Annotated in this window: 8 protein-coding genes; all 8 read right to left on the bottom strand. The window is 76.7% G+C overall.

Annotated elements, in window-relative coordinates; translation table 11 throughout:
• Positions 1-39: 39 nt before the first annotated feature.
• Complete coding sequence (locus ACZ6X9_RS09120; RefSeq protein WP_469777289.1) at positions 40-1,242, bottom strand: NAD(P)/FAD-dependent oxidoreductase; 1,203 nt, start codon at positions 1,240-1,242, stop codon at positions 40-42.
• A gap of 35 nt (positions 1,243-1,277) precedes the next feature.
• Positions 1,278-2,825, bottom strand: coding sequence for a SagB family peptide dehydrogenase (locus ACZ6X9_RS09115; protein ID WP_469777288.1), 1,548 nt, complete (start codon positions 2,823-2,825; stop codon positions 1,278-1,280).
• Entirely contained in the window at positions 2,822-4,519 is a 1,698-nt protein-coding gene (locus tag ACZ6X9_RS09110) for a SagB/ThcOx family dehydrogenase (RefSeq protein ID WP_469777287.1), read from the bottom strand. The genes ACZ6X9_RS09115 and ACZ6X9_RS09110 overlap by 4 nt, the downstream gene beginning before the upstream one ends.
• A gap of 65 nt (positions 4,520-4,584) precedes the next feature.
• Positions 4,585-6,618: a TOMM precursor leader peptide-binding protein gene (locus tag ACZ6X9_RS09105; protein ID WP_469777286.1), complete on the bottom strand. Its 2,034-nt coding sequence runs from the start codon at positions 6,616-6,618 to the stop codon at positions 4,585-4,587.
• Entirely contained in the window at positions 6,611-8,599 is a 1,989-nt protein-coding gene (locus ACZ6X9_RS09100) for a hypothetical protein (protein ID WP_469777285.1), read from the bottom strand. Before ACZ6X9_RS09100 ends, ACZ6X9_RS09105 begins: the two co-directional genes overlap by 8 nt.
• A 387-nt stretch (positions 8,600-8,986) precedes the next feature.
• Entirely contained in the window at positions 8,987-10,240 is a 1,254-nt protein-coding gene (locus tag ACZ6X9_RS09095) for a nucleotide disphospho-sugar-binding domain-containing protein (protein WP_469777284.1), read from the bottom strand.
• Positions 10,241-10,359: 119 nt separating this feature from the next.
• Positions 10,360-11,346 (bottom strand): dTDP-glucose 4,6-dehydratase, encoded by a 987-nt coding sequence (gene rfbB, locus ACZ6X9_RS09090; RefSeq protein WP_469777283.1) that lies wholly within the window; start codon positions 11,344-11,346, stop codon positions 10,360-10,362.
• The gene (locus ACZ6X9_RS09085; protein WP_469777282.1) at positions 11,343-12,410 is read right to left on the bottom strand and encodes a glucose-1-phosphate thymidylyltransferase; all 1,068 of its coding nucleotides are present in this window, start codon (positions 12,408-12,410) and stop codon (positions 11,343-11,345) included. Before ACZ6X9_RS09085 ends, rfbB begins: the two co-directional genes overlap by 4 nt.
• Positions 12,411-12,604 lie beyond the last annotated feature (194 nt).

Raw genomic sequence — 12,604 nt, 5'->3', positions numbered from 1 at the left:
CGGCACCGGCCCCACCGTCACCCCATCGTCATCCCACCGTCACCCCGCCGGCGCGAGCAGCGCGGGGTCCACATGGCTCACCGCCACCGACAGGAACGCCGCCCCGGACGCCGGATCCCCGGCGATCCAGCGAGTGAACTCCCGGCGTTCCTCGGTGACATGGAGCAGCGCGCTCTCCAGGGCCGTGCCGTAACGGGGCTCCATCAGCCGCCGGTGCCCGGCAGCGTAGCGTTCCAGCGCCGCGTCCACCGCCCGCGCGTCCCCCAGGCCGGCGTCCGGCGGCCCGTCACCCGGTCTCGTGCCGGCGAAGGCGTCCGCCAGCAGTGCCGCCTGCTCGAAGGCGTCGCTGATGCCCGTCCCGGTGATCGAGTCCTTGTGGCAGCCCGCGTCCCCGACCAGCACCCAGCCCGGCCCCCGCACCCGCCGGAAGAAGTTGAGCTGGTGGCCGGTGCCGCGCAGTCGCTCGACCCGGCGGGCGGACGCGGCCCGCTCCGCCAGGGCGGGGGCCGTGGTCCGCAGCGCCTCCAGGTAGGCGGCCTCGGGGTCCCGCCGCACCGCCGGGAACTCCGCCTGCGGGAAGTAGGCGGCGACCAGCGTGAGTCCGTCGTGCGTGCCCACCACGCCGATCAGCCGCCCGGTCCGCTCGTACACCTCGAACTCCGCGGGCAGCCCCGCCCAGTAGCCGTAGTACGCGCAGGTGCGCGGCGCGTCCTCGCGCTCCACCGCGGCGCCGAACAGCCCGGCCATGGTCGAGCGCATGCCGTCGGCGCCCACCACGAGCCGCGCCCGTGCCCCGGCCGTACCCCCTTGCGGCGTCCGGTACCGCACCCCGGTCACCCGCCCGTCCCCGGTGAGGACGTCCGTGACGGCACACCCCTCGCGGAACACCGCCCCGGACTCCACCGCCGCGTCGATCAGCAGGCTGTCCAGGACGTACCGGCGCGGCGCGAACACCGCGTCGATGCCCTCCTCCACCGGTACGGGCCCCTCCAGCCGGATGTCCCCGAGGGTGTACGAGATCCGGCGCACCGGCGGGCAGCCGGTGGCCGCGAGCCGGTCCAGCAGCCCCCACCGCCGCAGCAGCCGCAGCCCGGGCCGGTGGATGTGCTGGGTGGACAGGGTGTCGCTGGGGAACCGCGCCCTGTCCAGCAGCAGGACCCGGTGCCCGGCGCGGGCGAAGAGCAGCGCGGTCGCGGCCCCCGCGCTGCGGGCACCGACGACCACCACGTCGTAGGACTCCATCGGCTGGCGCATCCTTCCGTTGTGCGATGTGTTGCTCACGCGTCCGCCCACAGCGGTAGCTGCGGGTCCGCGCGGCCGGCGGACCGGGGACCCACGGTCACCACCACCAGCGGCTCGAGAGGGGCCGAGTGCAGGCCGAGGGCCGCCCGGACGGCGTCCGGGGCGAAGTCGCAGTGCACATGGCTCTCCAGCCCCGCCGCGGCCGCAGCCAGCGCCACCCGCTGGGCGGCCGCCCCCGCCGCGATGTTCTGCGTCCGGTACCACCGGTCGCCGGCGCCCTCGACACCGGCCCGCAGCGGGCCGCACGGCACGAGGACCGCGGTCGCGGTCCGGCACTCGTCGGCCAGCATCGGGCTCTTGGCCGCGCCGAGCAGGGCGCGCACGGCGTCCGCGCCCCGGGTCAGGACCAGCGCGTGCCCGGCGGGGTCGTACACGTGGGCACCCGTCTCCACCCCGGGGACGCGCTGCACCACCCCGGCCAGACGGACGCCGTGGCCGCCGGGCGTGTCCGTGCGCACGGCCGCGGCGGCCGTCGCGAGCAGTGCGGCGAGCGTCCGCTCCGGGACGGGACCGGGCCGGAAGCCGTAGACGGTCCGGCGGCGGGCGAAGCCGTCGGCGGCGTCCAGGGCCGCGGCGGGCAGCGCGTGGCGGGGCGCGCCGGGATCCGGGGTCCACGGCGGTGGCGTCCACGGCCCCGGCGCCGGGGCGCGGACCGCCGCGTGCAGCGCGGCCGCCTCCGCGAGGGCGGGCACGCCGGCGATGGACACCGCCCCGGGCCCGGAGCCGGGCACACCGTCGTCCCACCGCGCGGGCGCGCCCGGTGCGGTCCTCCCGTCCGGCGTGTGCAGCGCCACGACCGCGAACACGCTCTCCGTGAACGGGTCGAGGCCCAGCACCCGGTCCAACGCCTCGTCGTCGTAGCGCAGATGGACCGTGGCCGACAGCCCGGCGGCCTCGGCGGCGGCCGCCGCCTGGGCCGCCACCACGCCGGCGTCCAGGCTCTGCAGGCGGTAGCCGAACGGACCGTACTTGGCGGCGTTGCGCCACAGCACGCTGCTGAGCAGCAGGACGAACTCCGGGGCCGCCGACGGGGGTTCGCCGAGGGCGGCGGTGAGAAGCGCCCGGCCGTCGCCGTCCCGCAGCCGTTCCAGGACGTGGTGCACCGGGTCGTAGTGGGCGAGACCGGCCGGGAGGCCGTCCGCCAGGTCCCCGTGGGCGAGGTAGAGCTCGACGGGGTAGCGGGATCCGGCGGCCGCGGCCACCCGCCCGGGGGACAGCAGCACCCGCCTGTCCCGGGGCGCCTCCGCGCCGGTGCTCAGGCCGAGCGGCATGATCCCGCTCATCCAGCGCATCCTCGTCAGACCGTTGGTCTGCCGCAGCAGCCAGGACAGGCGCGGCAGCGGATCGCCGGAGTCCGGGCCGCCGGCGACGGGAAGCACGTACGGGACCGCCGCCGGGTAGCGCTTGTGGACCGGGGGGAGCCGCTCCGGGTCGGCGGCGGGCAGCGCCTCGGGCGGCCGGTGGCCGGAGTCCAGGAAGCGCAGGGCCGCCGCGCCGGCCCGGCCGGCGTGCGTGATGGTCATACGGAGGACTCCTCGGTCCGGTGCGGTGGTACGGCGGGCGCGCCGGCCGGGGGCGCGTCCGGGTGGCCGGTGACGGGCATCAGGTAGCGCTCGTCCGGTCCCGGGATCCCGAGCGCGATCTGGAACAGCGGTTCGTGCCCCGGCGGCAGGCCGAGCGCCCGGGACAGCGTCCCCGCCGCGTACCCGTTGTGGATCCGGGCGGCGAGCCCTTCGGCCGCGCTGAGGACGCACAGCCGCTGGGCGACCACGCCCGCCTCCTGGTGCAGCACCCTGAACCCCCGGTCGCCGAACACCCGTTGGGCCTCCCGGCGCGGTGCCGAGAGGAACACCACGGCGGCGACCGTCCGGTAGTCGACGTTGGCCGCCTCCGTCCCGAGCTCCGCGGCCGCGACGGACCCCACGTGGCGCAGGCCCCCGTCCGGCGTCACCCGGTGCAGCCCTGCCGTGAGCCCGGCGGCCCCGGCCGTCCAGAGGTGCGCGACGACCGGCGGCGGACAACCGTCCGGCACCGCGTCGGACGCGTACGGCGCGAGTACCGGCCCGACGGCCCGCAACAGCGACTCCGGCGGGACCGGGCGCCGCGCCGGACGGAACGCGGGGCTGCCCGAGGTGCGCCGTCGCAGACAAGCGGCCAGGTCCGGGGCGGGGGCCGGCACGGGAAGCGGTCCGACGGCCGGTCCGGCCGGCCGGGCCTCGCCGCCGGCGGCCGAACCGGCGGGCAGCCGCGCGAAGGCCCCCGGGTCCGCGTACCGGGCGGCGGCGTCCACGGCAAGGAGCTCGGTGAGCGTCCCCACGGCACCGGCCGGGGGCGCGGGCCGGCCGGGCGCCGCGGGGAGCGCGGCGGCCGGGTCCGCCCCGGCGCGGGCCGCGGAACGCCGCCGGACCGGCCGGACCGGACCGGGCCGCGCCGGGTACAGCGGCAGGACCGCCGCCATGCTCTCGGCCGGCCGCCGCACCCCCGCCAGCCGCTCCAGCGCCTCGTCGGCGAACTGGTGGTGCAGGTGTCCCCGCGCGCCCAGGGCGCCCGCGACCAGCAGCGCGTTCCCCGCCACCAGCCCGGTCTCCTGGGCGCACAGCCGGTACGCGTAGTCGCCGTACCGGAAGGCCGTCCGCCAGAACACCGTGGACAGCAGCAGGACGCCCACGGCGTCGTCGACGTCCGCGCCCAGCGCCGCGCCCAGGACGTCCCGGAAGTCCCCGGCCCGCAGCAGCACCAGCGCGTGGTGCGCGGGATCGTAGGCGTACACCCCGGCCGGCAGCCCGTCGTGGCCGGGCGTCCACAGGTACGTCTCGACGGGGGCGAAGCAGCGGGCGGACGGGGTGGCCCGGTGGTACGGCCAGCGGGCCGTCGGGCCGAACTCCGTGCGCAGCACCCCGCACGTGTAGTGCAGCAGCGCCGAGTGGAAGGCGGCGGACGGCGCGGTCACCGGGAGCGGTCCCGCCACCCCGGCCGCCGCGCGGTCCGCGCCGGGCACCCACCCCGCGCCGCCCAGCGTCCGGGGCGGCGCGGGCAGCGGGTACCGGGGCAGGCCGCCGAAGCGCCGGAACCGCTCCGGCTCCCCGGGCGAGCCCTCTTGGCCGCCGGGCGCCCGCGCCGTCATGGCGGCGTACTCGTGCAGTGACCGGTACCAGTACCGCTCTCCGGGCGTCGCGCCGGCGCGGGGCGCCGCGGCGGTCGTCCGCGGTGCTGTCACGGGCGGGTCCTCACGGCTCACGGCGGTGTCCTCACGGGATGGTCGGCTGCTCACGGACGGGGGTCTCACGGGAAGGGGTGGGGGTGGGGGTTGACGTCCTCGGGCATCAGCACCCGGTCGCGGTACCCCAGTTCGCGCGGCACCTCCAGCAGCCGGGGCAGACCGTCGACGCGCCGGTTGCGGTGGCCGAAGGTCATCGGCAGGGTCCCCGGCACCATGACCTTCACGCAGGCGAATCCGCCCGCCCGGTGTTCGGGTGTGGTCTGGTCGACGACCACGACGTCCATGCCCCGGTCCAGATAGCGGCGGAGCATCTCGTCGAGGTCGTCCCGCAGGTCCGTGTGGGCGGGCCACCGCCACTGCTCCGCGAAGCTGTCGAAGGTCCGCGCCGGGCGGTCCGCGAGCAGGAAGTCGAACCGGTCGAACGCGTCCTCGTGGCTGTAGAGCACCGAGTGGTCGCCCATCACCCGGACCAGGGAGGGGTTCCGTACCATCCGCGCGGCGCGGTCGCGTTCCGCCGCGTCGTAGAGCTTGGCGTGCTCCAGCAGGTGCGCCATCTCGTGCAGGACGTTCACGACGGCCTTCTCCGGCAGCAGCGCCGAACCGCCGGCGCACAGCACCCGGGGGCGGCCCGGATCGCGCAGGGTGTCGAGCCCCACCGCCCAGAAGCACGGCACGCCCTGCTCCAGCGTCGCCGAGTACAGCCGGATCTCGTACCCCGTCCGCTGCCGGAGGTGCTCGATCATCATCGGGATGGCGCGGTCGCGGGCCGAGCCGGGGTCGACGCGGGGGATGGGCATCCGCGCGTACCAGGTCATCAGGAAGGCGTCGCGCTCGGCCACCTCCAGCAGACCGCACAGGATCGCCTCTTCCAGGCAGCCGCCCATGGCACAGCCGTTGGAGATCTCGTAGACGAACCGCGGGTCCTCGTGGCTGTGGGCCGCGTAGTACGCGTACCGCTCCGGCACCAGCACGGGCTCGGCGCGGGCGAAGGAGTAGCCCCACACCCAGGGCATCACGAGGTCCTCGTGGTACCGCACATAGGGGAAGCCCGGCAGCTCGTACCGGTCGTCCGGGTAGAGGCCGAACGCGCGCGGGTCGACGGCACTGTCCCCCAGCTCCCGGCGGCTCGCGGTGACCGTGGTGCGGCGGCCCCTGGGCTGCTCGCCGCCGAACCGCTCCAGCGCCTCCAGCACGGCGGTCAGCCGGGAGGTGCGGTAGTCGTTCGTCCGGCCCCAGCCGTTCTGCGAGTCGTTGCCGCGCAGGGAGCTCAGCGGGGCCATGGACCGGGGCAGCGGCCCGCGGCGCTCGTCCGACACGGACGGGACGACCCCGGCGGCGGCGTCGACGTACAGGTCGTACAGCTCCCGCTCGCGTGCCACCACGTCCCGCACGCGGAAGACGTCCGGCGCGGGCTTGGGGCGCGGGACCGGGGTGATCCGCGCCGCCTCGCGGCCGTCGTCGGGCAGGCCGCCGCACTCCTCGCAGTGGGCGTACGGCAGGTAGCGGTGGGCGGTGACGGTCAGTGAGGCGAGATCGACCCGCCGGAAGACGTCGCCCGGCCTGCGGCCCCCGGCCGCGCCGCCCTCCGCCCTCCGCCCGCCGGACAGGGTCCCGTCCAGCAGGGCGACGGCGAGGCCGGCGGCCACGGCGGCGGCCGGCCGGGTGCGCAGCGGCGGCCGGTGGGCCGCCATCGCCGCGCCGTGCCGGGCCCGCAGGGTCTCGTGGTGCCCCGCCTGGCCGCGGGCGAGCCGGCGGCGCCAGTCGGCGCACCGCGCGCAGGCGTCGGCGGGGCCGGTGACCAGCGGACCGACCAGGACGGCCGTCGCGTCGGTGCGGAGCGGCAGCCAGGGGATGCCCGCCGCCGCGGCGGCCGCGCGCACCTCCGCGTGACCGGCGTCGCCCGCCGAATCGGCCGCCACCACGACGGCCGCGCAGTCGCCGAGTACGCCGGCGAGCGGCCCGCCGTCCGGGCGGACGACCCGGAAGCCCCGGTCCGCCAGGGCGTCGGCGGTCGCCCGGTCGAGCAGCCCGCCGTCACCGAGCACGGCCACCGCCCGGGGTGTCGTGGGAGCCAGGGCGTTCGTGTCGTCACGCATCGAGGAGCACCACCCGGACGATGTGCGGAGCCGCGGCGTGGACGGCCGGGGCGTGGTCGAGGTCCACGGCCACCGGCTCCAGGCCGCGGGCGCGCAGCCCCGCGACGAGCGCGTCGTGACGGCCCGTCCCCCCGGCGGCGGCCGGCAGGCCCACCGCCGCCGACGGCGCGGACGCGGACCGGCCGGCGGACCGGGACTGGTGGGCCAGGAGCAGCCGGAGGAGACCCGCCTCGGCCGCCTCGGCGGCGGCGAACCCGACCCCGTGCTCCACGAGCCCGCCGTCCGTGCCGAGGGCGAACGCGTAGGCCGTCACCCCGGCCGGCGCGTCCGCGGCGTACGCGATGACCTCCTCTCCCGTCGCGCGGAGCAGCGCGAGGAACCGGTCCGCAGCCTCGGTGAGTTCGAGTGCGCCGGTCTCCAGCCGGTCCGCCGGGCGGGGAGAGGTCCCGGCGAGCGGCCGCAGGCAGTGGTCGAGCAGCGCCCGTTCCACAGCGGCGGCCCGGGTGGGCCCGGCGGCCGTGCCCACGGGCAGCGGCGTGCCGTCCCCGGCCGGTGCGAACACCGCCGACGCCGGCACCGGACGGCCCGTGCCGTCCGCGAGGGACCGGCCCGGCACCCGCCCGCCCTCGTCCGCCGTGCGGCGCGGGTCGTGGCAGCGGACCGCGTGCGCGGCGAGCCCCTGCCACAGGGCGGCGTCACGGGCCTGCGGGAAGTCGGCGCCGGCACCCCACACGGACAGCGGAGCGGACGGGCGGTGCGGGTCGGCGACCGTGAGGCGGACGACGCGCAGGGGGAACTGCTCGAAGTGCTCCTCCGCCGGGGCGCCGAGCACGCCGAGCCGGTCGTCCGTCAACGGGCGGACACGGTCCGCGAGTTCGGCGCCCTCCGGCAGGGCCGCCGCGGCGTCCGCGGCCCGCCGCCCGGCCGTGAGCGGGTGCGGGGCCAACGTGTGGGAGGCGATCAGCAGCGTCTCCAGGTCGATCCGCACGGTCCGCGCGGCCGCCCCGGCGCCCGTGCCACTCGCCTCGACGCCGGTGCCGGCCGCCGCCGCCCCGGCGACGCCCGTGAGGTGCTCGAAGGCGCGGAAGACGAGGTGGTTGGCGACGATGCCGGGCACCGGACCGGTCAGGAAGCGGCCGGGCCCCGGCTCGCCGTCGTCCGGCGCGCCCAGCCGCCGCCACAGGCTCTCCCACCGCACCTCAGGCCGGTCCGGCGCACACACCGGGCCCACCCACGCCTCGTCGCCGAAAAGGGTCGCGGGGATCAGCGTGCGGCCGAGCCCGGCGCAGAGCCCGTCGAGGGCCCGCAGCAGGTCCGGGTCGGTCCGGTCGGCCGCGTACAGGACCACGTCGGCGCCCTCCACCGCGTGGCGCAGCGCCGCCGCGTCGGCCGGGTCCAGCGGGCCGGTCTCCAAGTGCTGCGCGGCGTCGCGCAGTCGCGCCTCGTCGGCGAGCCGGTCCAGGCGGTCCCGGCCCTCGTCCCGGGGGCCGGGGTCGGTGAACCGCGCCGTCAGCCGGGCCGCACCCGACAGCAGCGCTCCCTCCACCAGCGCGGTGAGGACCGCGCCCGCGCCCACCGCCAGGATCCGCGTCTCGCGGTAGCGCTGGAAGCGCAGCTCGGGCGAGGGGCGGAACGACTCGACGAACGCGATCTCGGCCGCGTACGCCTTCAACTCCTCGTCGGACAGCGTGTGCGGCTCGTCCAAGGCCACGTCCCGCACCAGGCCGGCGTCGTGCAGTGTGGCGACCAGCCGTTCGACCATGCGCCGCTGGGTGGCGGGCAGCGCGGCGGTGAGGTCGCCGACGCTGTGCCTGCCGTCGAGGTGCGGGGACAGCCGCTCCAGCCAGGCGTGGGTGGAGGCGCCCTGGAGGGTGACGACCTCGCCGCCGTTGGTGAGGAGGACGCCGTCGCCCTCGCCCGTCGGGGTGAAGAAGACCCCGGTTCTCATCCGCGGGCGTAGGGCCGCGATGGTGCTCTGCATGGTGGATGGCTCCGCGTTTCGGCTGGTCGGGACGGGTGTGCCCGCTGGTCGGGCCGGTCGCGCCCGCGGCGAATCGTGGTCTCGATCGTGTCAGTGGGGCCGTCCCCGGTCGTCCGTCCGGGGACTGCATTCCTGGCTCCGCCGGGGACGGGCGGGACGGTGGGGACTCCGACTGGAGTAGGGGCCGGTTCCTCGGATCCGGCTGATCCGGCTGATCCGGTGGGGCATTCCGGGTGTTCGGGTGCCCGGGTGTTTGGGTGCTCGGGTGCTCGGGTGTTTAAGCGTCTGGTTGTCCGGGGGCCCGGACGGTCCGGGTGTCCGGGCCCGTCGGCCCGCCGGGCTTCCCGGTGGCCGGGGTCCCGCAGGGCCGCCGGGACCGGTGCGGTCTCAGGTCCGCTGGTGGAGCCGCGTCAGGTCCTCCAGCACGGGGACCAGTTCGGCCGGCCCCGGCAGGGCCGCCAGCTCCGCGCGCAGTGCCGCGGCCCGCCCGGCGAAGGAGCCGTTCCCCAGCAGGGCCGCCAGCGCCTCGCGCAGCGGCTCCGGGCCGAACCCGGCGGGGGCGACGGCGAGCCCCGCGCCCTTGCGGGTGAGGTACCCGGCGGCCGCCTCCTCGTCCCAGTGCGGTACCGGGACCATCAGTTGCGGCACACCGTACGCGGCGGCGGCCTGGAACATCCCGCCGCCACCGTGGTGCACCACCGCCGAGCACTCCGGCAGCAGTTCGCCCGCCGGCAGCCGGTCCAGGACGCGCACCCCGGCGGGGAGCGGCGTCCCGGGGGCCAGCCGCGGATCGACGGCGGTGACCAGCTCGACGTCCAGGTCCGCGACGGCGGCGAGCACCTCGGCGACGGACGCCCCGCTCTCGCGGAACAGCCGCGCACCCCGGGTGCCGGTGGCCAGGTTCAGACAGACGCGCGGCCGCCCCGACCGGGCACGCAGCCCGTCCGGGACCGTGGCACCGCCGTCGTACGGCACCCAGCGGGCACTCTGGTACGGCACGTCCGGGGCCGTCAGCCGCATGCCGGGCGGCATCGGGTCGACCGTCCACTGGCCGAGCAGCAGGTCCTCCTCGTACGGCAGTCCGTACGGCGCCAGGATCTGCTCCATCACCTCCTCCAGCGGATCGGGCCAGCCGCCGGGTGAGGCGAGCCCCAGGTACCGCCGGGACCGGTGCCGCAGCCAGGCCACGTGGTCCCGGCCGCACAGCAGGCGGGCGTGGGCGGCGCCGCTCAGCCGCGCGGCGACGGCGGCCGGGAGGCAGAGCGGGTCCCACAGCACCAGGTCCGGGCGCCAGCGCACGGCGGCCCCGGTGAGCTCCTCCAGCAGCGGGCGGAGCGCGGCGATGGCCCGCGTCGTCCGGTACCAGACACCGCCCCAGTCGGGGCAGTCGCCGGTGCCGATGGCGAGCCCGCCTCCCGGGTGGTCCCGCAAGGCGGGGTTCCGGGTGACGTCCGTGAGTTCGGCGAGTTCCACGCCCCGGCCCACGGGGACGGCCGCGAGCCCGGCCTCCGTCACCGGACGCGTCACGTCCGGGTGGGTCGCGACGCGCACCTCGTGCCCGGCGTTCCGCAGGGCCCAGGCGAGCGGGACGACGGGCAGGGTGTGGGCCGTGGAGGGAAAGACGGCGAAGAGGACGCGCACGGGTTCTTCCTTCGGGAGCTGCGGACCGCCGGGCCGCGCGGGCGTGGCGGAGAGGGCACGAGGGCCGCGGGCCTGCCGGGTCCCGCGGGGCGTCCGGGGCTACGGACGGCGGGCCGGGGCTATGGGCGGCAGACCGGGGCCCGGTGGCGCGCGCGGTACCAGTCGACGGTCTCGGCCAGGCCCCGCTCGAACGGCACCCGTGGCCGGTAGCCGAGGCGCCGCAGCTTGCCGTCGTCCACGCAGTAGCGCCGGTCGTGGCCCTTGCGGTCCGTGACCGTGCGCACCGCGCTCCAGTCGGCGCCACAGGCGTCCAGCAACAGCCGGGTCACCTGACGGTTCGTCAACTGAGTGCCGCCGCCCACGTTGTAGACCTCGCCCGCGGCCCCGCGTTCGAGTACCAGCCGCAAGGCCCGGCAGTGGTCGGAGACGTGGAGCCAGTCGCGGACGTTGCCCCCGTCGCCGTACAGGGGCACACGGCCGCCGGCCAGGAGCGTGGTCACGAACCGCGGTATCAGCTTCTCCGGGTGCTGGTGGGGCCCGTAGTTGTTGCTGCACCGGGTGACGCGCACATCGAGGCCGTGGGTGCGCGCGTAGGAGAGCGCCAGCAGATCGGCGGCGGCCTTGGTGGCCGCGTACGGCGAGTTGGGCGCCACCGGCGACTCCTCGGTCCAGGAGCCGTCCTCGATCGACCCGTACACCTCGTCCGTCGACACCTGGAGGAAGCGGCGGGCCCCGGCCGACAGCGCGGCGTCCAGGAGGGTCTGCGTCCCCAGGACGTTGGTCCGGGTGAACGCGCCGGCGTCGGCGATCGACCGGTCGACGTGGCTCTCGGCGGCGAAGTTGACCACCACCGTGCCGGGCCGGACCAGTTCGCGGACCAGCGCGGCGTCGGTGACGTCACCGTGGACGAAGCGGAACCGGGGGTCGGCGGCGACCGCGTCGAGATGGGTACGGTCGCCCGCGTACGTCAGCGCGTCGAGGACGGTGACCTCGACGTCTGCGGGGACCTCGACGTCCGCGGGCGCGGCCGGCCCGAGGAGGTCACGGACGAAGTGCGAACCGATGAAGCCGGCCGCGCCGGTGACGAGGTAGTGCGTGCCGGTCATGACGAGATGTGCACCTTGCTGTGGTCGCCGAGGACGAGACGGTGGGAGGCGGGCACCCGGGGCGCGGGCGACACCTGGACGTGGCAGCCGATGAGCGACGCGTCGACGCGGCGCACACCGGTGATGGAGGAGCCGTTGAGGACGATGGAGAACTCGATCTCGCTGTCCTCGATCCGGCAGTTCTCGGCGATCGCGGTGGACGGGCCCACGTAGGAGTCGACGACGACCGACCCGGCGCCGATCAGGGCCGGACCGACGATGCGCGAGCCGCGCACCTCGGCGCCCGCGCACACCCTGACCCTGCCGATCAGCTCGCTGTCGGCGCTCACCGAGCCGGCGACGTCCGGTTCCAGGGTCTCCAGGACGCAGCGGTTGGCCTCCAGCATGTCGTCGACGTTGCCCGTGTCCTTCCAGTACCCGGTGATCACGGTGGGCCGGACGTCCCGGCCCCGGTCGAGCAGCCACTGGAGGGCGTCGGTGATCTCCAGCTCGCCGCGGGCCGAGGGGGAGACGGCCCGCACGGCCTCGTGGACGACCGGAGTGAAGAGGTACGCCCCGACCACGGCCAGGTCGCTCCGCGGCCGCCGGGGTTTCTCCTGGAGGCTCAGCACCCGCCCGTCCGCGGAGAGTTCGGCGACGCCGTAGGCGGACGGGTCCGCGACCCGGGTGAGCATGATCCGGGCGTCCGGCCGGTCCCGGCGGAACTCCTCGACCAGCGGGGTGATGCCCCCGACGATGAAGTTGTCGCCGAGGTACATCAGGAAGTCGTCGTCCCCCAGGAACTCCCGGGCGATCAGCACCGCGTGGGCCAGCCCCAGCGGCCGGGGCTGCGGTATGTAAGTCACCTCCAGACCGAAGGCGGAACCGTCGCCCACGGCCCGGCGGATCTCGGCGGCGGTCTCGCCGACGACGACGCCGACCTCCTTGATGCCGGCCTCGGCGATCGCCTCCAGCCCGTAGAAGAGCACGGGCTTGTTGGCGATCGGGACGAGCTGCTTGGCGGACGTGTGGGTGATCGGGCGCAGCCGGGTGCCGGCTCCTCCCGCCAGGACGAGGGCTTTCACGGCACTCCTTTCGGGGGCGGGGTCCTGGACGGTTCACGGGTGGGGTGAACGGGTCGGGTTGCCAGGTGGGGTGGAGGGGGTGCGGAGGAAGGGGATGAACGGGTGGGGGAGGGGGGACGAGGCGAACGAGGAGGGGCCGGGTGGGGGCCGGGTCGGCCGGTCACCGGCGGTCCGGCGAACGTCCGGGCGGGCGC

The organism is Streptomyces sp. NPDC052910, assembly GCF_055585605.1.
Note: the sequence above shows the minus strand (reverse complement) of the source record. Positions and strands in the feature narration are given on the sequence as shown.